The organism is Sphingomonas sp. CFBP 13706 (genome assembly GCF_014842355.1).
Classification (GTDB): domain Bacteria; phylum Pseudomonadota; class Alphaproteobacteria; order Sphingomonadales; family Sphingomonadaceae; genus Sphingomonas; species Sphingomonas aerolata.
The window spans coordinates 70,824-91,460 of sequence record NZ_JACYVM010000001.1; the positions used below are offsets into that span (position 1 = coordinate 70,824).

17 protein-coding genes are annotated in these 20,637 nt (G+C 68.4%); 3 read left to right on the top strand and 14 right to left on the bottom strand.

What is annotated here, in order from left to right:
• Positions 1 to 2: 2 nt before the first annotated feature.
• Genes lldD through fucP form a run of 5 tightly spaced genes read right to left on the bottom strand, consistent with a single transcriptional unit; the run spans position 3 to position 5,362 of the window.
• Positions 3 to 1,136, bottom strand: coding sequence for an FMN-dependent L-lactate dehydrogenase LldD (gene lldD / locus IFS44_RS00295; RefSeq protein ID WP_192097056.1), 1,134 nt, complete (start codon positions 1,134 to 1,136; stop codon positions 3 to 5).
• Between the two features lie 7 nt (positions 1,137 to 1,143).
• On the bottom strand, positions 1,144 to 2,433 hold the full coding sequence (locus IFS44_RS00300) for an L-fuconate dehydratase (protein ID WP_192097057.1): 1,290 nt from the start codon (positions 2,431 to 2,433) through the stop codon (positions 1,144 to 1,146).
• A complete protein-coding gene (locus IFS44_RS00305) occupies positions 2,430 to 3,278 on the bottom strand; it encodes a fumarylacetoacetate hydrolase family protein (RefSeq protein WP_192097058.1) in 849 nt (282 codons plus the stop codon). The genes IFS44_RS00300 and IFS44_RS00305 overlap by 4 nt, the downstream gene beginning before the upstream one ends.
• Positions 3,279 to 3,320: 42 nt before the next feature.
• Positions 3,321 to 4,061 (bottom strand): SDR family oxidoreductase, encoded by a 741-nt coding sequence (locus tag IFS44_RS00310; RefSeq protein ID WP_192097059.1) that lies wholly within the window; start codon positions 4,059 to 4,061, stop codon positions 3,321 to 3,323.
• Positions 4,058 to 5,362, bottom strand: a complete 1,305-nt coding sequence (fucP, locus tag IFS44_RS00315; protein ID WP_192097480.1) for an L-fucose:H+ symporter permease — start codon at positions 5,360 to 5,362, stop codon at positions 4,058 to 4,060. Before fucP ends, IFS44_RS00310 begins: the two co-directional genes overlap by 4 nt.
• 148 nt (positions 5,363 to 5,510) lie before the next feature.
• Here fucP and IFS44_RS00320 point away from each other — a divergent pair, with 148 nt between their 5' ends.
• Both IFS44_RS00320 and IFS44_RS00325 read left to right on the top strand, forming a co-directional pair.
• Complete coding sequence (locus tag IFS44_RS00320; protein WP_192097060.1) at positions 5,511 to 6,365, top strand: amidohydrolase family protein; 855 nt, start codon at positions 5,511 to 5,513, stop codon at positions 6,363 to 6,365.
• Positions 6,362 to 7,138 carry an SDR family oxidoreductase gene (locus tag IFS44_RS00325; protein ID WP_192097061.1) on the top strand — a complete coding sequence of 259 codons (777 nt, stop codon included), beginning with the start codon at positions 6,362 to 6,364 and terminating at the stop codon, positions 7,136 to 7,138. The genes IFS44_RS00320 and IFS44_RS00325 overlap by 4 nt, the downstream gene beginning before the upstream one ends.
• A 4-nt stretch (positions 7,139 to 7,142) precedes the next feature.
• On the opposite strand, the gene IFS44_RS00330 is transcribed toward IFS44_RS00325, so the two are convergent.
• Positions 7,143 to 7,496 (bottom strand): L-rhamnose mutarotase, encoded by a 354-nt coding sequence (locus IFS44_RS00330; protein ID WP_416374986.1) that lies wholly within the window; start codon positions 7,494 to 7,496, stop codon positions 7,143 to 7,145.
• 34 nt (positions 7,497 to 7,530) lie between these two features.
• The gene (locus IFS44_RS00335) at positions 7,531 to 8,343 is read right to left on the bottom strand and encodes an IclR family transcriptional regulator (RefSeq protein WP_192097062.1); all 813 of its coding nucleotides are present in this window, start codon (positions 8,341 to 8,343) and stop codon (positions 7,531 to 7,533) included.
• A gap of 144 nt (positions 8,344 to 8,487) precedes the next feature.
• Here IFS44_RS00335 and IFS44_RS00340 point away from each other — a divergent pair, with 144 nt between their 5' ends.
• The gene (locus IFS44_RS00340; RefSeq protein ID WP_192097063.1) at positions 8,488 to 8,808 is read left to right on the top strand and encodes a hypothetical protein; all 321 of its coding nucleotides are present in this window, start codon (positions 8,488 to 8,490) and stop codon (positions 8,806 to 8,808) included.
• A 13-nt stretch (positions 8,809 to 8,821) separates the two neighbouring features.
• On the opposite strand, the gene IFS44_RS00345 is transcribed toward IFS44_RS00340, so the two are convergent.
• The 7 genes from IFS44_RS00345 to IFS44_RS00375 all read right to left on the bottom strand — a co-directional run bounded on the left by IFS44_RS00345 (position 8,822) and on the right by IFS44_RS00375 (position 20,613).
• A complete protein-coding gene (locus IFS44_RS00345; protein WP_192097064.1) occupies positions 8,822 to 10,090 on the bottom strand; it encodes a histidine-type phosphatase in 1,269 nt (422 codons plus the stop codon).
• Positions 10,090 to 12,990 carry a TonB-dependent receptor gene (locus IFS44_RS00350; RefSeq protein ID WP_342366295.1) on the bottom strand — a complete coding sequence of 967 codons (2,901 nt, stop codon included), beginning with the start codon at positions 12,988 to 12,990 and terminating at the stop codon, positions 10,090 to 10,092. The genes IFS44_RS00345 and IFS44_RS00350 overlap by 1 nt, the downstream gene beginning before the upstream one ends.
• A gap of 89 nt (positions 12,991 to 13,079) precedes the next feature.
• On the bottom strand, positions 13,080 to 13,979 hold the full coding sequence (locus IFS44_RS00355) for a FecR family protein (RefSeq protein ID WP_192097481.1): 900 nt from the start codon (positions 13,977 to 13,979) through the stop codon (positions 13,080 to 13,082).
• 34 nt (positions 13,980 to 14,013) lie between these two features.
• Positions 14,014 to 14,520 carry an RNA polymerase sigma factor gene (locus tag IFS44_RS00360; protein ID WP_192097066.1) on the bottom strand — a complete coding sequence of 169 codons (507 nt, stop codon included), beginning with the start codon at positions 14,518 to 14,520 and terminating at the stop codon, positions 14,014 to 14,016.
• 84 nt (positions 14,521 to 14,604) lie between these two features.
• Positions 14,605 to 16,017: an efflux transporter outer membrane subunit gene (locus IFS44_RS00365; RefSeq protein WP_192097067.1), complete on the bottom strand. Its 1,413-nt coding sequence runs from the start codon at positions 16,015 to 16,017 to the stop codon at positions 14,605 to 14,607.
• A 10-nt stretch (positions 16,018 to 16,027) separates the two neighbouring features.
• A complete protein-coding gene (locus IFS44_RS00370) occupies positions 16,028 to 19,207 on the bottom strand; it encodes an efflux RND transporter permease subunit (protein WP_192097068.1) in 3,180 nt (1,059 codons plus the stop codon).
• A gap of 137 nt (positions 19,208 to 19,344) precedes the next feature.
• On the bottom strand, positions 19,345 to 20,613 hold the full coding sequence (locus IFS44_RS00375; RefSeq protein ID WP_192097069.1) for an efflux RND transporter periplasmic adaptor subunit: 1,269 nt from the start codon (positions 20,611 to 20,613) through the stop codon (positions 19,345 to 19,347).
• Positions 20,614 to 20,637 lie beyond the last annotated feature (24 nt).

Consider the following 20,637-nt stretch of genomic DNA (forward strand, 5'->3'; position numbering starts at 1 on the left):
TCCTAGGCCAGGATGGTCCGATCGATATCGGCGATCCGGCGGACGCCCGTCAGCGCCATCGCGACGCGCATCTCGCGTTCGATCAGCGTCAAGAGCAGGTCGACCCCGGCCTCGCCCCGAGCGGCCAGTGCATAAACCCAGGCGCGGCCGAGCAGCACGCCCTCCGCGCCCAGTGCCAGCATCCGCACCACGTCGAGGCCTGACCTCACGCCGGAGTCCGCCAGCACCGTGACCTGGCCGCGGACCGCATCCGCGATCGCCGGCAGTGCGCGTGCGGTCGACAGCACGCCGTCGAGCTGCCGGCCGCCATGGTTCGAGACGATAATGCCGTCCGCGCCGATCTTCACCGCCTCGCGCGCATCCTCGACGTCGAGGATTCCCTTGATAATCAGCGGTCCATCCCAGGCCGAGCGGATCCATTCGAGATCGGCCCAGCCGATCGACGGATCGAAGTTCGCGCCGAGCCAGCCCATATAGTCGTTGAGCCCGCTATTGCTGCCGAGCACGGGTTCGAGATTGCCGAGCTTGTGCGGCCGCCCGCGCAGCCCGACGTCCCACGCCCAGCCGGGCCGGCCCATCGCCTGCAGGACGCGCTTCAAGGGGGCGCCCGCGCCGGACATGCCGGAATGCGCGTCGCGGTACCGCGCGCCCGGGACCGGCATGTCGACGGTGAAGACGAGTGCTTCCGCACCGATCTGTTTCGCCGTGGCGATCAGGTCGCGCATGAACGCCCGGTCGCGGATCACGTAGAGCTGGAACCACAGCGCGCCCGTGCCGCTCGCCTGCTTGACCTCCGACAAGGGACAGATCGAGACCGTCGACAGGCAGAAGGGCACGCTCGCGGTGGTCGCAGCGCGGGCGGCCTGCGTCTCGCCGCGCCGATGATACATGCCACTGATCCCGACAGGACCCAGCGCGACGGGCAGCGCCATCGTCCGCCCGAACAGCGACGTCGTCAGATCGATGTCGGCGACATCGCGCAGCACGCGCTGGCGCAGCGCAATGTCGGCAAGGTCGTCGACATTGCGCCGCAGCGTCTGCTCCGCATAGGCGCCGCCATCCGCATAATCGAACAGGAAGCGCGGCAGCCGCCGTCGGGCGGCTTCGCGGAAGTCGTGCGTCGAGGCGATGATCATGACGCGATCAGTATCGCACTTCCGCCGATACCGCATAACGTTCGAGCGATGCGGGCTTCATCTCGATCGAATAGCCCGGCCGCGTCGGCGGCATATAGGCAGCGTCGCGGATGACGCAGGGATCGACGAAATGCTCATGCAGATGATCGACATATTCGATCACCCGACCCTCGCGCGTGCCCGAAAAGCACAGATAGTCGATCATCGACAGGTGCTGGACATATTCGCACAGCCCCACGCCACCGGCATGCGGACAGACCGGCAGGTCGTGCTTGGCCGCCATCAGCAGGACCGCGAGCACTTCGTTGACGCCGCCGAGACGGCACGCGTCGATCTGCACGACGTCGATCGCGCCCGCGTCCATGAACTGTTTGAACAGGATGCGGTTCTGGCACATCTCACCGGTCGCGACCTTGACCGATCCGATCCCGCGGCGGATCTTGGCATGGCCCAGCACGTCGTCGGGGCTGGTCGGCTCCTCGATGAACCACGGGTTCGCGAAGGCGAGCGCGTTGACCCACGCGATCGCCTGATCGACCTCCCAGATCTGGTTGGCATCGATCATCAGCTTGGCATCGGGACCGATCGCCTCGCGCGCGATCCGCAAGCGGCGGATATCGTCGTCGAGATCGCGCCCGACCTTCAGCTTGATATGATCGAACCCGGCATCGACCGCCTCGCGCGCCAGCCGGTAGAGCTTCTCGTCCGAATAGCCGAGCCAGCCCGCTGACGTCGTGTAGCAGGGAAATCCCTCGGCCTTCAGCGTGGCCATGCGCTCCGCCTTGCCCTCGGCGCGCTTGGTCAGCAGTGCGAGCGCCTCGTCGGGCGTGATGCAGTCGGTGATGTAGCGGAAGTCGATCGTGCGGACGAGTTCCTCGGGCGTCATGTCCGCGACCAGCTGCCAGACCGGCTTGCCGACGCTTTTCGCCCACAAATCCCACACCGCGTTGACGACGGCGCCGGTCGCTAGGTGGATCGCGCCCTTGTCGGGGCCGATCCAGCGCAGTTGGCTGTCATTGGTGACGTGGCGCCAGAACCGCCCGGCATCCGCCGCGATCCAGTCGAGGTCGAGCCCGATCACCCGCTCGCGCAGTGCGCCGATCGCGGCGACGCAAATCTCGTTGCCGCGCCCGATCGTGAAGGTCAGGCCGTGCCCTTCGAGCCCGGCCGTGTCGGTTTCCAGCACGACATAGGCGGCCGAGTAATCGGGGTCGGGGTTCATCGCGTCCGAGCCGTCGAGCGAAAGGCTGGTCGGGAAGCGGACGTCGCGAATGCGCAGCCCGGTGATCGTCGTCATGCGCGCGATTCCACGACGCGCTGGGTCTGCTCGCCAAGGCCATCGATCCCGAGCCGCATGACATTGCCCACCGCCAGATATTTGGGCGGCTTCTGGCCGAGGCCGACGCCGGGGGGCGTGCCGGTCGAGATCACGTCGCCCGACTGGAAGCTCATGAAGCGGCTGAGATAGGACACGATCTCGGCCACCCCGAACACCATCGTCGCGGTCGTGCCGTCCTGATACTTGTGACCATCGACCTCTAACCACAGCCGCAGCGCCTGCGGATCGGGCACCTCGTCGGCCGTGACCAGCCACGGGCCGATCGGGCCGAACGTGTCGCAACCCTTTCCCTTGTCCCAGGTGCCGCCACGCTCGAGCTGGTATTCGCGTTCGCTGACGTCGTTGATGACGCAATAGCCCGCGACGTGCGCCATCGCATCGGCTTCGTCGATATAGCGCCCGGGCTTGCCGATCACGACGCCAAGTTCGACTTCCCAGTCGAGCTTGGTCGAGCCGCGGGGCATTTCGACCGCGTCGTCGGGGCCGCAGATCGCGCTCGTCCATTTGTTGAAGATGACCGGCTCCTTGGGCACGTCCATCCCGCTTTCGGCGGCGTGATCGCTGTAGTTGAGGCCGATGCAGATGAACTTGCCGACCGCGCCGACGCAGGCGCCGTAGCGCGGCGTGCTGTCGACGAGTGGCAGCGTCGTCGGGTCGATCGCGGCCAGCGTCGCGATCCCCTCGGGCGTCAGCGTGTCGCCGGCAATGTCGCCCACGACCCCCGACAGATCGCGGATCGCACCATCGGCATCGAGCATGCCGGGCTTTTCATGGCCGATCGGGCCGTAGCGTAACAGTTTCATGGAGCGAACGTCCTCTGGTTCTAGGTCGTGGGAAGGGGGTGGTTAGTTGACCCAGCCGCCGTCGATGACATGGGTCGTGCCGGTGGTGAATGCACTCTCGTCGGACGCGAGGTACAACGCGAGGGCTGCGATCTCCTCGGGGCGGCCGAGGCGGCCGACGGGCTGGCGCGCGACGAAGGCGGCGGTCGCCTCCTCGAGCGGAATACCGGCCGCGCTCGCCTGCTCGGCGACGCGCTGGCGCAGCGACGGGGAATCGATCGTGCCCGGGCAGATCGCGTTGCAGCGGACGCCGCGCAGGACATAATCCGCCGCGATCGCCTTGGTCAGGCCGATCACCGCGGCCTTGGTCGTGCCATAGGCGAAGCGGTTGGGAATGCCCTTCACGCTCGATGCGATCGAGGCGAGGTTGACGATCGATCCGCTGCCCTGCGCGAGCATGCCCGGCAGAAAGGCACGGCACAGCCGGTACATCGACGTGACGTTCAGGGTCATCGAAAAGGCGAAGGCGTCCTCGTCGCAGGCCAGGATATCGCCTGCATGGACATAGCCTGCGCCGTTGACGAGGATGTCGATGTCGCCGATCTGCGCCGGCAGCGCCGCGACCGCCGCCGCATCGGTGACGTCGAGCATGATGGGCGTGACGCCCGGGACGGTCGCGAGCAGTTCGCTATTCACGTCGGCGGCGTAGACCGTCGCGCCCTGTGCGACGAACGCCTCCGCGATCGATCGGCCGATGCCCTGTGCCGCAGCGGTCACCAGCGCGCGTTTACCGTTCAGTCTCAATGGATCGTCCTCATGGTAGGGGAAAGGGGGGCGTCGGTCGCGCCGCGCGCGAACAGTGCGACGACCGCGAAACAGATCAGCGGCAATGCCATCGCGACGTGCAGGCCACCCGCTGCGCCCGCGATCAGGCCCATCACCGGCGGCACGAGCGCACCACCGATGATCGCCATGATGATCAGCGAGGAGCCGATCGTCGCGCGCGGCCCGAGATCGCGGACGCCGAGCGCGAAGATCGTCGGGAACATGATCGACATGAAGAAGCTGGTCAGGCCTAGCGCACCGACCGCGATCCAGCCGCCCGACAGCATCGCCACCGCGCAGAGCGCGATGTTGGCGACCGCGCACGCGAACAGCAACCGGGTCGCCGGCAGCCTGTGCATCAGCGCGGCGCCGATGAACCGCCCCGCCATGAACAGCACGAGGCTGAGCGACAGGAGATAGGCGGCCGACCGCTCGGGCGTGGCGGGCAGGCTGTCCTTCACGAAATCAACGAAGAAGCTCCAGATGCCGACCTGTGCGCCGACATAGAAGAACTGTGCGACCACCGCGCGCCACAGCCCCGGCGCGCGCAGGACCGTAAACAGCCCGTCATGCGCGCTGTTGTCGGTCTTGGTGTCGAGCGCGGGAAGGCGGACCAGTGCGATGGCGACGCCGACCAGCACAACGATGATCGCCAGCAGCAGATACGGCACCTGCACCATGCGCGCCTCGGCGACGCGATAGGCAACCAGCTGCGCCTGCGGCATGGTCGTCAGCGTCGCCGCGTCATGCTCGACGCCTGAGAAGATGAACAGACCGCCGATCGTCGGGGCGAGCACCGCGCCGAAGCCGTTGAACGCCTGGGCGAGGTTCAGACGCTGCGAGGCGCGCGCCGGATCGCCGAACGCGACGATATAGGGGTTGGCGGCGGTTTCCAGGAAAGCAGCACCCGACGCCAGCACGAACAGCGCGCCGAGAAAGGCCGCATATTCGCGGACTTCGGCGGCGGGCCAGAACAGCAAAGCGCCGATCGCGTACAGCGCCAGCCCGGTCAATATGCCTGCGCGGTATCCGAAGCGGCGCATGACCAGCCCCGCGGGCAGCGCCATCACGAAATAGCCGACATAGAAGACGAACTGGATCAGGCCGGCCTGCGCGCGGTTGAGGTCGAGCGCCTTCTGGAACTGGCGAATCAGGATGTCGTTGAAGTTGTTGGCAAGCGCCCAAAGGAAGAACAGGCTGGTGACGAGGATGAAGCCCGTCCGAAATCCCGGCCGGATGAAACGCCCGGTGCTCGTCGCGGTGTCAGCTATGTCGGCCATGTGGCTCGAGCCCTTCGCAGCGTGTGCCATGACATCCTCTCTTCGTCGCCTCTGGTGCGATTGCCGCCATCATAGGCCTTGAGAGAGGTTTGCATATATAAAAAATCATGTCACAGGTGAGCAGCAAGTGAAGGGATGCAAAAGCCCGATGGTGAAGAGGATCGATGCGCACCAGCATTTCTGGCGCTATCGCACGGCGGAGTATGACTGGATCCAGCCCGGCAGTGCGCTTGCGCGCGACCGGCTGCCGGTCGACGTCCGGCCCGCGCTGGAGGCCGCCGCGTTCGACGGCTGCATCGCGGTGCAGGCCTGCCACAGCGCGGCGGAGACCGACTGGCTGCTCGCGCTCGCGGACGCGACTCCCTGGATCATGGGTGTCGTTGGCTGGGTCGACCTGACCGCGCCCGACGTCGCAGCCCGGCTCGACCGTCACGCATCGCGGTCGCTTGTGGGTATACGGCACATCGCGCAGGACGAACCCGATCCGCGCTACCTGCTGCGCGAGGATGTCCTGCGCGGCGTGCGGACGATCCTGGGGCGTGGTCTCGCCTATGACATACTCGTCCGCGGGCCGGCACAGCTCGCATGTGTTCCCGACCTGCTCGAAGCGGCCGGGGCGGGGTCGCTCATACTCGATCATGGCGGCAAGCCCGACATCGCGGGTGGCGAATGGGGCGCATGGGCCCGGACGATCGCAGCCATCGCCGCCTTTCCAGACGTCACCTGCAAACTGTCGGGGCTGGTGACCGAGGCCGATCACGCCGCCTGGTCGCCGACCGATATCGCGCGGTATCTCGACCATCTGCTCGCCTGCTTCGGACCGGACCGGCTGATCTTCGGATCCGACTGGCCGGTGTGCCTGCTTGCCGCCGAGCATGCGGCGGTGGTCGACCTGATCGAAACCTTCGTCGCGCGCGCCTGCCCGGCGCACCGCGATGCGATCTTTGGCGGCACGGCGGCGCGCGTCTACCGCTTATCAGCTATCGAGGATGGACTATCATGAAGCTCGGACTCGACGGTAAACTGGTGATCGTCACCGGCGGTGGCGCCGGGATCGGCGGCGCGATCTCGACGCTGCTCGCGGAGGAGGGCGCGATCCCCGCGATCCTCGGGCGCAGCGCGCTCGACCCTGCGTTCGAGGCGAATATCCGTGCGCTTCAGCCCGCGACGATGTTCATCCGTACCGAGATGACCGACGACGCCGCCTGCGCGTCCGCGGTCGCACGGATCGTCGCGGCGGGGCACGGCATCCACGGCCTGGTCAACAATGCGGGCGCCAATGACGGGATCGGGCTGGAAGCGGGAACAGCGGCGTTCATTGCCTCGCTGGTCGCCAATGTCGGCCATTATTACGGCATGGCGCACCATTGCCTGCCGCACCTGAAGGCCAGCCGCGGCGCCATCGTCAACATCTCGTCGAAGACCGCGCTGACCGGGCAGGGTCAGACCAGCGGCTATGTCGCCGCCAAGGCCGCCCAGCTCGGCCTGACGCGCGAATGGGCGGCGGCGCTGGTCGGCGACGGCGTCCGCGTCAACGCGGTGCTCCCTGCCGAGGTGATGACGCCGCTCTACCGCGCGTGGATCGACACGTTCGACGATCCGCAGGCCAAGCTCGACGAGATCGCGGGCAACATCCCGCTCGGGCGCCGGCTGACGACCGATCGCGAGATCGCCGATACCGTGGTGTTCCTGCTGTCGGCGCGGTCATCGCACACGACCGGACAGTGGATCATCCCCGACGGCGGCTACACGCATCTCGACCGTACGCTGACCTGACCGGTCAGCCCTGCTCGTCGAGCGCGAAGATCCGTTCGGCGGGCAGCCATTTCTCGCCTGGCTGCGCGCTCGGCAACGGACGCTGGAGGCGCGACATCGCCGCTTCCCACGCGACCACGGCGGGATCGGACGCGTCGGCCGCGGCCTTTGCCTCGGGGTCGAAATCGGGGCCGGTCCGCATCATCATCACCAGCCGGTCATCGCGCTGATAGATGTCCATCGCCTCGATCCCCGCCGCTCGGATCGAGGCGAGCACGGCCGGCGGCACCGCGCGGTGGCGATCGCGATACGCCGCGATCAGCGCGGCATCGTCGTGAAGGTCGAGCAGAAGGCAATGCCACATGATATGGTGTTCCATCGTAAGTAGGGAGTAGGCGACGCGCTTGCAGCGTTCAGCCGTCGGATCCAGCGTCCGACACGCCATGGTCGACGACCCGCTGATACAGCCCGTCGCGCACTTCGGGGGACAGTTGCTCGGCGATCGTCGCGGCGGCGTGGCGCAGCACAGCCTGCGACGCGTCCAGCGTCACGCGCGCGCCCGGGCCATCGACGAACGGCACGGTCAACGCCGCCCGCGCGGACCCCATCACCAGAATGGGCACCGACATGTCGGTGATCGCATTCAGGACCGGACTTGGGGTGGTGTGCAGACCCTTCGCCGCGATCGCGTCCAGCTCCGCCGCCAGCGCCGCCGCATCGAACGCAGCGCCCGCCACACGCACGTCGTCGAGCATGGCCTGGCGCACATCCGCCGACTGGAACGCCAGCAGGACCCGTCCCGACGCCGAGCGATGCAGTGGTCGGCGATAGCCCACGCGGATGGCAAAGCCCGACAGGCTAGGGGCCTCGACGCCGACGATCACGACCATCTCGGCACCCGACGCCACCGCCATGTGACAGCTCTGCCCGGTCCGCCGCGCGACCTCGCTCATCACCGGGAGCGCGATGCCGACGAGGTTGCGGACCGGTGGCTGGCTCATGCCGAGCGCGAACAGCCGGTTGGTCAGCCGATAGCCGTCATCGCCCCGCGCGATATAGCGGTGTTCCTCGAGCACCTGCAGCATGCGGAAGATCTCGCTGACCGACCGGCCGAGCGCGGTCGAGATATCCGACATGTTGAGGGGCGCGGTGGCGGCGGCCAGCAGCTCGAGGATCTCGAGCCCCTTTTTGAGCGCGGGCGCCTGATAGCGCGATTTCGTCGTCATGGCTCCCCCGGTACGCTTTTGGCGGCTTCTACGATCACCCACGCCAAGAACATAGCGGCTCCGTCGCAGGCTGGTAATTCAGGCCCCGCTATGGCGTGCGATCGGACGCATGGCATGCCGTGACAGACCTGCTAAGGCGGCGGCATGTCGAAAAATCTCAGCACTTCCGGTACCATCGACGTCGATGGCACCACCTATGACTGGCGCCTCCAGAGCGAGCCGCAATGGTCGGACGACGACGGGTGGAAGGGGATGGTCCTTTCGCTGCTCGAAAAGGACTGCCAGCGCGAAGCGATGCTCGAATTTCCCGCCCCCAAGCGCCTGCTGAAGGGGTTGCCGCGCGGGCGGCTCCAGATCGACGATCCGACCATTTCGCGCGGTATCCGGGCGGCGTTGGGCGCAGGCTGGGAGCCGATGTCGCGCGGCAAGCCCGTCGTATTCGTCGTCGACGCCGAGGGCAATTAAGCGCGCCTCCGCGCTACTCCTTCGGTGGGGGCGACACCTGATCGAGGACGTAGCGCGTGAAGCGGGGGAGCGGGCAGGGGTCGCCGCAGCCGGGGACCGGGATCGCGACGGTTTCGGGCGGAGTCTGCGCCGACAGCGGGATGCGGTAGCGCATCTGGTCGAGCCCCTGCGCGACATAGCGGACCTGTACGACGCTCTTGCCGGTCGCGCCACGACGCCACAGCTCGAACACCAGCCCGCCGCCAGGGGCGGCTTCGCCAGCGCCATAATCGCGCAGCGTCCAGTCGAGACCAAGCAGCCCGGCGAGCATCGTCACCGTGCCGTCATGGCCGCTGACGACGACGATCTTCTCCGCGTCGCCGATCGGGTCGGCCAGCGCGGTCGCGCCTGCACCGCGCTGGAGCGTCGCGAGCAGCCGCATCGCGAGATAGCTGCTGGTCTGGCGGCCGACTTCCGGGGTGCGCGTGCGCAGGTCGATGCCGGCCCCATGGACGGCGAGCGCCTTGCCGATCGTCGCTGCGTCGATCCCGCTCCAGCCGGGGAAGGCGAGCCCGTCCGCATAGGCCATGACGAGGCTCTCGGCGATCCCGGCGACCTGCAGACTGGGCGAGGTGAGATCGGGCTTGCCCGTCGCGTCGATCCGCATCGCGATCGGGGTATCGCCCAGCCGGCGCTGGACCTTTGCGCGCTCGGCGGACGAGCAGGGGATGCGGCGGCATTGCAGCATCAGCGCCTCGAACCGATCGCGGCCGGGAGTCTGGCGCACGTCCCACGCCGCCAGATCGCCGTCGACCCGCGCGGAGATCGCCGCGAGCATCCGCGGGGCGTCGAGCGGCGCGAGCGGGGTCTGCGGCGCCTCGAACAGCGGATCGGGCGCGGCCGCCGACTGGTGAATCGGCGCCGCGCACCCTGGGGTCAGGCCGGCGGCGAGCGCGGTCGCGGTCGCCTCGGTGCGCTGCGTGTGGTTCGCCCAATAATAGACCGCGCAGTCGCTCGCGCCGAGCAGGCCCAGCTGCCGGTACTGCGCCGCGTACCAGCCGCCGAGCATCGTCACGAGCGTCGCGCCATTCGCGGTCAGGTGCCCCGCCGGCACCGCGAAGCCCGGCCAGGCGCGGCGGCTGTAGCGCCCGAGCTCCTCCGGGCTCGACATCGCGCTGCGGACGCCGTGGCGCATGACGATGACGACGCGTTCGAGTTTGTCCTCTCGCGGCGGGCACGTTTGTGCCGGCGCGAGGGACGAGGCGACCAGCGCGAGGCCGGCCGCCAGCGAGGCGATCCGCATCAGAACTTCGCCCTGACGCCGGCCATGAACGTCCGCCCGTAATCGGTGTAGCCCGCGAACTGGTTGTCGCGGACATATTGCCACTGGACGCCGCCGGCCATGTTGATCCCCTGCACGACTAAGGTCACGTTCGGCGTCATCTTGTACGACATGTCGAAATCGAGGCTTCCGAACGCGCTGTCATTGTTCGCGGCGAGCCCCGCGCCACCGACGTCGCGCAGCACGTTGCCGCGCCAGCTGTAGCTCACCCGCGCACCGACCCGCTCCTTCTCGTAGAAGGCGGTCAGGTTGAAGCTGTCCTTGGCGACGTCGACCAGCGCATCGCGGAAAATGCCGCCGGTCGCCAGTGCATAGGTGCCGCCGGTCTTGGTGTGCGTGTAGTTGGCCTGCGCGCCGAGGCCGTCGAACGGCGCGGGGAGCATCTTGAACAGCTGCTGATACGCGATCTCGACGCCGGCGACATAGGCGTCGCCGCCGTTCTTTGGCGCGGTCAGGCGATAGGTCTGGCCGTCGAGGACGAAGTCGCGCGTCTGCTGGAACACGAAGGTCGTGATGTCCTTGTAGAACACACCGCCCACCAGCGCGCTGCCCGGCGCGAAATACCATTCGACCGTGCCGTCATATTGCCACGCCTCGAAGGGTTTCAGCTCGGGATTGCCGCCGACCGCGGTGAGGACGGTCGGGCTCGAATTGATCGTGAGGCGCGGCGCCAGGTCGGCGAGCGACGGCCGGGTGATGACCTTCGACGCGGCGAAGCGCATCTGCAGATCGGGCGAGACCTCGGCGACCAGATTGAGCGAGGGCAGGATGTTGTCATAGGTCTTGTCGTAGCTGACGGGCAGCGCGACCTTGCCGTCATCGGCATAGCCCGACGAGGTCTGGCGCGTCCGGGCATAGCGCACGCCGATATCGCCGCGCACTGCGAGGCCGCCAAGCGGGAACGCGAAATCGGCCATGCCGTAGCCTGCGAGGATCTCCTCGCCGATCGCATAGCTGTTGCGCAGATCGCCGCGCGCAAGCGGCGCGGCGAGCAGCGCCTCCTTGCCGGTGGCGGCGGCGAGGAACCTGGCGGGATCGGGCATCGCCCAGCTGGTCGGCAGGGTGCCGTTCGCGCTCTTCAGGAAATCATCGACCGGGAACGGGACGAAATAGCTCGCGTCGAAATATTTGCCCGCGATGCCGCTGGTGAAATTGATGTCGCGGCGATCATAGGCGCGTGTTCTTTTCTGATACTTCACCCCCGCACGCAGCGCGCTCACCACGCCGGTCAGGTCGCGCGTGACGTCGAGCTTCGCGGCGCGTTCGCGGTCCTTCGAATCGTTGACGCGGTATTCGATCCGCCGTCCGGGCAGCAGCGCCGGGTTCGACAGGTCGGCGCTTAACAGCGTCACGTTGGGCAGCCGATCGCCCGCCTTGCCGAAATCGAACGTCGTCGCGCCCACCGTGCCGAGCAGGCGCGTGCGGTAGATCGGCTCGGGCGTGTTCGAATAGGCCTGGCCGATGCTGCCGTCCGCGGCGATCGTCCAGCCGCCCGCCTGCCAGCGCGCGTTGGTGCCGACCAGCCAGTTCTTGTACTGGAGCACCGACGTCTCGCGACCGATCTGCGTGGTCGAGGCGGTCGTGGTCGCACCGGTCAGCACGCCGTTCTCGATCACCGCGCTGCCCGGCACGATCCCGCGCGGCAGGTTGGAGCCATCCGCCGCGGAATAGGTCAACTCGTCATAGGCGACGTTCAGCCGGCTCCACAGCCCGTCGACGTTCAGCTCGAACCGGTCGTCGGGCTTCCACTGCACCGCGCCGTTGATGCCGATCCGGTCGCGGTTCTCGCGCTCGAGTGTCGGGCGGATCGCGGTCGGGATCAGGATCGTGGCACTGTCGAGCGAGCCGTTGCCGTCGGTGTCGATCTTGCCGTCCGCCCAGCCGACGCCGGTGATCCGGTCCTGCCGCGTGGTGCGCTCGTCATAGACGCCCGCGATCAGCGCGCCGAACTTGCCGTCCGGGCTCGCCCAGCTCGCCATACCCGACAGTCGCGGATCGACCGCGTCGGCGAGGCGCGGCGAACTGGCCGTGGCGGATAGCGAGAGCACCGGCTTCTTCAGGTCGAGCGGCCGGAAGGTGCGCAGGTTGATCGTGCCGCCGATGCCGCCTTCGTCGAGGCTCGCGCGCGGGCTCTTGATCACCTCGACCGCGGACATGAGCTCGGACGGCAGCGTGTCGAACCGGAACTGGCGCCCGCTCTGGCCGCTGTCGCGAACATTCTCGTTCACCGCGACCGAGCGATCGTTGAGCATGACCACCTGGAAATTGGCGCCAAGCCCGCGGATGCGGACGAACACGCCCTCGCCGCGATCGCGGACGATCGAGACGCCGGGCACGCGCTGGAGCGCCTCGGCGATGTTCTGCGCGGGAAACTTGCCGATATCCTCGGCCTTGACGACGTCGATGACGTTGGTCGCCTTGCGCTTCTGCGCCAGCGCGCCGGTCAGGCTGCTCGCATAGCCCGTCACGACGATCTCGCGGGTCTCGTCGTCCGGCTTGGTTGCTGCGGTCTGCGGCGCTGCGGTCTCGACCGTTGCGGCGACGATCAGCGCACCATTGGGCTGCTGGCGGACCATCAGCCCGGTGCCGGCGATCAGCCGCTCGACCGCGGCGTGCGCTGCCATCGTGCCGTCGATCGCGGGTGCGGTCCGACCGGCAACCGCAGCGGGCGTGAACAGGATGTCGATGCCGCTCTGGCGGGCGAGCGCCTCGAGCGATCGGCCGAGCGGCTGGACGCCGAGATGCACGCGGACGACATTGGTCTGCGCAATCGCCGCGGCGGGTGCAAAGGCGGTCGACAGCGCGGCGCAGGCTGCGCCCATCACGAACGAACGGCGCAGGCGCCGGCGATTGGTCGTCACGGTGTTCATCCCCCCAAGGAAGGCGGCGATACTGCCGCACCTCCTCGACGGGCGAGCCGCGATCTACCCCACCCCGCTGACGCGAGTTTTTATCGGCCGAGCAGGACGGCACCGTCCATCGTTCGCAACCGCAAACTCAGCAGCGTCGCGAGCGCACGCCCCAGCGCGACATTGTCGCCCATCCGGTACATGCCGCTGACCTGCAGCCCAGCGACCGCCGGGTCGGCGATCACCAACCGCGTCGCGCTGTACCGGTTCGCTTCCTCGGCAACCGTCGCGAGCGTATCGTCGTGGAACGCGGCACGACCACTGGTCCAGGCCCGTGTCGCCGCGAGGTCGGGACGATCGATCACCCCGTTCCGCAGCCGCGACCCGTTGGTCAGGAGTTGCGCAGCGCCAGTCGACGTCGTGGCGGCGATCGTCGCCCGCCCTTCGATCGCAGTAAAGGCCACCCCGTCGCGCGCGTCGCAGCGCAGGTCGAAGCGGCCCGCGCCGGCGGTCATCGCCCGGTCGGCCGCGGTGATCGTGAACGGGGTCGCGAATGGCGCCACCGTCAGGTCGATGCGGCCTTGCGTCAGCCAGAGCCGCCGCCGCCGCTCGGTCGCGACCACGTGCAGCCGGGTGACCGCGTCGAGCAGCAGGGCCGAGCCGTCGGGCAGCACGATCCGTCGCTGCTCGCCGATTCCCGTCCGATACGGCGTCGCGGCATAGGCTGCCTGGAACACGCCGGTCCCGGCGACCGCGGTGACCGCGAGTGCCGCGACCCCGCCCAGCGCGCGGCGGCGCGTCACCACCGGCGCGCGCGACGGTGCGGTTCCCGGGACCATGTCCCACAGGTCGGTCGCGCGCTCGAACCGTTCGGCCTGCTCGGGGTTCGCGGTCAGCCACTGTCGAAAGACCGCCGCGTCCCGTGCGCTGACGTCGTCCGCGTTGAGCCGCGCGATCCATTCCGCTGCGGTGCGTTCGGGCGCCGCCTTGTCCGAAAACATCCGGTCTAGGGATTTGCGGCCATGCATTGCGTGCTCACCAATCCTCCGTCCAATCGACCAGGAAGGTCATCGCCTTGGCCATGTGCTTTTCGACTGCACTCTGGCTGATTCCCAGACGCGCAGCAATCTCGCGATATTTATACCCGTCGAGCCGCTGCATCAGGAAGATCTCGCGGGTCCGCGGGCTGAGACGATCGAGGCCCTCGCGCACCCGGTCGAGCCGCGCCTTCGCGATCAGCACCTCGTCCTGGATCGGCGAACAGTCGCGCAGCCATTCGATCGTCCCCGCGTCTTCGCTCGCACCGCGAACCGCCTCGCGCCGGAACGCATCGCGCCCGCGATTGACCGCCGCATGGACGAGGAACGCCTCGCCGTTGCGCGGCGCCGCGGGCAGCGTCGCCAGGCTGACATAGGCGTCATGCAGCAGATCCTCGCCATCCGCCCGCCGCGTCAGCCGTTCGACCTGCGCGCGCAGACGCGACCAGCCCGCCCAGAGGCGACCCGCCCCGGTATCGACCACGCTGAGTTCGGACGTCCCCATCGGCCCAGGCGGTATGCGCCTGCCGGTACAGTTTGATGACGTGCCGGCGACGGATCAGTGACACGCAACGATCCCGCGCCGGTGTCAGCCAGCAGGGCGGCGCGGCGGCTGCCATCCCCCGCCAAGTGCACGGAACAGGTCGACCTGTGCCCCCGCGATGCGGGCGTCCGCTGCGGCAAGCTCGGTATCGGTATCCGCCAGCGTCCGCTCGGCATCGAGGACGTCGAGAAAGTCGATCTGGCCCTCACGCTGGCGCGCGCGGGTGATGCGCGCGGCGGTGGCGGCGTTGTCATGCGCGGATTGCAATTGCGTGCGGCGATCGAGCTCGCGCGCATAGTTGGACAGCGCGGTCTCGGTTTCCTCCAGCGCGGTCAGCACGCTGCCGTCGAAGCTGGCGAGCGCACCGCGCGTGTCGGCCTCGGCACCGGCGATGCGCGCGCGCGCCGCCGATTGATTGACCGACCAGTTGAGCAGCGGGCCGAGCAACCAGCGGATCGGGCCGCCGGTGAACACGTCGCCGACGCTGAGCGCGGTCGAACCGATCGACCCGCCGAGCGCAATCTGCGGATAGAGCTGCGACGTCTGCACCCCGATCCGTGCGGTCGCGGCGGCAAGCCGGCGTTCGGCGGCGTGGACGTCGGGGCGGCGCGCGAGCAGACTCGCGCCGTCGCCGATCGGGATCGGCCGGTCGAGCCGCGGCGTGGTCGTGCGCGCGCCGGCGCTGGCGGGCAGCTCCTGCGGCGTGCGGCCGGTGAGCGTGGCGAGCCGGAAGAGCGCGGCCTGGCGCTCGGCCTCGATCTGCGGGATGTTCGCGGCGCGCTGGTCGCGCAGGGCAGCGATCCGGACCTGATCGAGACGCGCGGCGCGACCCGCATCGACCCGCTTGCCGGTCAGCGTGTTCGATTTCTCGAGCAGGTCGACGATCCGCCGGGCGACCGCGAGGCGTTCGGCGGACGAGGCGGCGTCGACATAGGCGCGGGTGGTGGCGGCGACGATCGAGACCCGGACCGCGTCGGCATCGGCCTGCGCCGCGCCGACGTCGCCGCGCGCGGCCTCGACGTTGCGGCGGACGCGGCCGGCCAGATCGACCTCGTAGCTGACGTCGAGCCCGACATCGTAGGTGGCGCGCTCGCGGTCGAAGCCGGGCAGGTTCTGAAGCTGCGAGGTGCGGGCGTAATTGCCGCTGCCGCTGGCGTTCACCTGCGGCTCGCGATCGGTCTTGGCGCCGCGCAACGACGCGCGGGCGCTGTCGAGCCGCGCTACCGCAACGCGCAGGTCGGTGTTCGCCGCCAGCGCGTCCGCGACCAGCCCGTCGAGGACCGGGTCGCGGTACATCCGCCACCAGTCGTTATCGGGCGCGGTCGTGATCGTCGCGGCGTTCGCGGTAGCGAACGATGCGGCGGCCTTGGGCGGGGCGATCGGCACGACATAGTCGGGACCGGCGGCGCACGCGGCGAGCGTCAGCGCCGAGAGGCTCGCGAGAAGCAGGGACTTCATGAGGCTGGTCCTATTCGGCTGGCTGAAGCGTGGGCTGGGCAGCGGCTGGCTTGCGGCGTTCGAACCGCATCGCCAGCGCCCGTGCGACGACATAGAAGGTAGGGGTGAAGAGCAGCCCGAAGCCGGTCACGCCGATCATCCCGAAGAACACCGCGGTGCCGAGCGCCTGGCGCAGTTCGGCGCCAGCCCCTTCGGCGATCACCAGCGGCACCGCGCCGAGGATGAAGGCGAAGCTCGTCATCAGGATCGGCCGCAATCGGTCCTTCGCCGCGCGCACCGCCGCCTCGACCGGGGACAGGCCATCCTGCTCCTCGGCCTGCTTGGCGAACTCGACCATGAGGATCGCGTTCTTGGCGGCGAGCGCGATCAGCACGACCAGCCCAATCTGCGTGAGGACATTGTTGTCCATCCCCCGCAAATTTACCCCGGTCATCGCCGCGAGCAGGCACATCGGCACGATCAGGATGATCGCGAGCGGTAGCGTCAGGCTCTCATATTGCGCGGCGAGCACGAGGAAGACGAACAGCACGGCCATCCCGAAGACCAAGGCGGCGGTACTGCCGGCCGCCTTTTGCTGGTAGGCGATGCCGGTCCATTCATGCGCATAGCCCGCGGGCAGCGACGCATCGGCGAGCTTCTCCATCGCCACCAGCGACTGGCCCGAGGAATAGCCCTTGGCGGTGTCGCCATCGACCTCGACCGCGGGGAAGAGGTTGTAGCGCACCACGCGGTACGGGCCGGTCTTGTCGCGGAACGTCGAGACCGAGCCGACCGGGACCATCTGGCCCGAATTGGAGCGCGTCTTGAGGTTGGCGATGTCCGCGGTGGTGTTGCGGAACGGTGCGTCGGCCTGGGCGGTGACGCGGTAGGTGCGCCCCAGCAGGTTGAAGTCGTTGACGAACGCCGAGCCGAGATAGACCTGCAACGCCTCGAACACGCGCTCCGGGGGGACGCCGAGGAGGTTGGCCTTGGCGCGGTCGACATCGGCGAAGATGCGCGGCGTGGCGGTGTCGAAGAAGGTGTAGACTTGCGCCAGGCCCTTGGTCTGGTTCGCCTTGCCGATCAGGTCGTAGCTCGTCTTGCCGAGGTCGCCATAGCCGTGACCGCCCTGGTCCTGAACCATCAGGCGATAGCCGCCGGCCGAGCCGATGCCCTGGATCAGCGGCGGCGGGACGATCAGCAGCCGCGCTTCGGTGATGTCGCCGGTCGCCTTCTGCGATTCCGCCATGATGCTGGCGAGCGTGACGCCGAGCTTCTTGCGCTCGGCAAAGCTCTTGAGCGGGATATAGGCGGCGGCCGAGTTCGGGGCGAGGGTCTGCGACGGGCCGTCAAACCCTGCGAGCATGACCGCGCCCTTGACGCCGGCGAGCGGCAGGATGCGTTTGGCGACCTTCTGCATCACCGCATCGGTACGCTCGACCGACGAGCCGGGCGGAAGCTGAATGACGGTCAGGAAATAGCCCTGGTCCTGCGCAGGGACGAACCCCGACGGGGTGACCATGAAGACGCCGACCGTGACCGCGATCAGCGCGGCATAGGCGACCATCATCCGCTTCGGCGCGGCGACGAGGCGCGCGGTGAGGCGGCCATAGCTTTCGCTCATCCGCTCGAACCCGCGGTTGAACGCATCGCCGGCGCGGCGCAGCGTGCGCGTCACGCGGTTGCCCGAGCCCGCCGGCGCAGTCGGCTTGAGCAGCATCGCGGCGAGCGCCGGCGACAGCGTCAGCGAGATGAGCAGCGAGATGATCGTCGCGGTCGAGATCGTCACTGCGAACTGGCGATAGAATGCGCCCGACAGCCCGGTTAGGAACACCGTCGGGATGAACACCGCGCACAGCACGAGCACGATCGCGACGAGCGCACCCGACACCTCGTCCATCGACGTGCGTGCGGCCTCCAGCGGCGAGAGTCCGTGTTCGAGGTTGCGCTCGACATTCTCGACCACGACGATCGCGTCGTCGACGACGATCCCGATCGCGAGGACGAGGCCGAACAGCGACAGGTTGTTGAGGCTGTAGCCGAATGCGGCGAGCACCGCGAAGGTGCCGATCAGCGAGACCGGGATCGCCACGATCGGGATGATCGCCGCGCGCCATTTCTGCAGGAAGACGAGGATCACCAGAACGACGAGGATCATCGCCTCGAACAACGTATGCTTCACCGCGTCGATCGACTGCGCGATGAACTCGGTCGGGTTGTAGATGACCTTGTATTCGAGGCCCTTGGGAAAGCGCTTCGACATGCTTTCCATTTCGGCGGTGACGGCCTGCGCCGCGCCGAGCGCGTTCGAGCCGGGACGCTGGAAGACCGCGGCGATGACGGTGGGCTTGCCGCTGAGATAGGTGTTGGCGCCGTAATCCTGCGCGCCGAGCTCGACGCGCGCCACGTCCGAGACGCGGACCTGGCGGCCCTGCGCATCGGTGCGGATGACGACGTCGGCGAACTGCTTGGGATCGGTCAGGCGCCCCTGCGTCTCGACGTTGAGCTGGAACGCGCTGTTGCCCTTGTCATAAGGCGGCTGGCCGAGCGTGCCGGCGGCGACCTGGACGTTCTGTGCGCGGAGCGCTGCGACGATCTCGCCCGCGGTGAGGTCAAGCGCGGCCGCGCGGCCGGGGTCGATCCAGACGCGCATCGAATAGTCGCGCGCGCCGAACAGCTGCACGTCGCCGACGCCGTCGATGCGGCTGAGGCGATCGCGGACCTGCGTCAGCGCGTAGTTGGAGATGTAGCCGCGATCAAGCGAGTTGTCGGGCGAGACGAGGTTCACGACCATCAGGAAGTCGGGCGAGGTTTTCCGCGTCACGACGCCAAGCCGTTGGACGTCCTCGGGCAGGCGCGGCACCGCGACCGCGACGCGGTTCTGGACGAGCACCTGTGCGGCATCGAGGTCGGTGCCGATCTTGAAGGTGACGGTGATCGTCACCTTGCCGTCGCCGGTCGATTGCGACGACTGGTAGAGCATGTTGTCGACGCCGTTGATCTCCTGCTCGATCGGCGCGGCGACGGTTTCGGCGACCGTCTCGGCCGATGCGCCCGGATAGGTCGCGCTGACGGTGACGGTGGGGGGGACGATGTCGGGATATTGCGACACCGGCAGCGACATATAGGCGATCGCGCCGACGATCGTGATGATCACCGCGATCACGCCCGCAAAGATCGGCCGGGTGATGAAGAAGCGCGAGAAGCGCATGGTTTGTGTCCTCGAAGAAGAGCGACGCGCACGCCCCAACACCACCCCGGCGAAGGCCGGGGCCCAGTTGGGCGAACCGCAGTGATTAGGTCGAAACGCTATCCCACCTGGGCCCCGGCCTTCGCCGGGGTGGATAGTTATTTCGCGAGCGTGGCCTCACCCGAAATCGGCTGGACCGACGCCGGAGCAGGCGCACCGGTCGCGACCGCGATCCGGCCCGCCTTCGGCGCAACCGTGGCACCCGGCATCGCCATCTGCGTCCCCTGGATGATCACCCGGTCGTTCGCCCTGATCCCCGAGCGGACGATCCGGAGGCCATCGACCACCGGCCCCAATTCGACCGGTTTCTGGCTCACGACGTTCTTCGCATCGATCGTCAGCAGCACTTTCCGCGCCTGATCGGTCTGCACCGCGTCGTCGGGCACCAGCAGAGCCTGCCGCGTCCCCGCACTCGCGAGGCGCATGTTGCCGAACATCCCCGGCGTCAGGAAATAGCCGGGGTTGGCGATCACCGCGCGGCCGTGGATCGTGCCCGAGCGCTGGTCGAGCCCGTTGTCGGTGAAGTCGAGCTTGCCCTTCCAGCGATGCTCGGTCTCGTCCTGCAACTGGATCTCGACCGCCGCCGGCGCCGCACCGGGCTGCCGCGCGCGTTGCGTCTTGAGGTAGAGCGCCTCCGACCCGTCGAAGGTGAAGTAGATCGGGTCGAGCGCGTTGATCGTCGTCAGCACGGTGCCGCCGGTGCCTTCGCCGCCCGCGACCTGGTTGCCCGCATCGACGCGGCGATCGGAGATGCGACCGCCGATCGGCGCGCGCACCTGCGTGAACCCGACGTCGAGTGCGCGGGCACGTTCGCGCGCCTGCGCGGCGGCGAGTGCGGCGCTGGCGGCTTCGAGCTTGCCACGCAGCGCGTCGACCTCACCCGCCGAGACGGCTTCGTCCGCGACCAGCCGCTGCGCACGGCCGAGGTCGGTCCGCGCAAGCGACAAGGCGCTCTTGGCGCTCGCGACGTTGGCGTGCGCCTCGGCCAGCGCGGCGGCGAACGGGCGCGAGTCGATCGTGAAGAGCAGCTGTCCCTTGCGGACGATATCGCCGTCATGGAAGTGGACGCCGGTGACTTCGCCCGCGACGCGCGGCCTTATCTCGACGCTGCGGCTCGGCGCGAACCGGCCGACATAATCGTCCCATTCGCTGACCTGTCGCACCAGCGGCGACGCCACCGTGACCGAGGCGGGCGGGGGCGCCGCCATCGCCGCATCGGGCTGATCGAGCAGCCGGACGCCGATCGCGCCCACCAGCGCCACGGGCACGAGCAGCATCGCGCCGCGCTGCCACACGGGTCTGCGTCGGGGGGCAGGGGCCTCCACCGGCGTGGCGTCGGCCGCCTTGATCGGGGTGAACACGGTCATGCCGCATCGCTCCGTGATCGATCG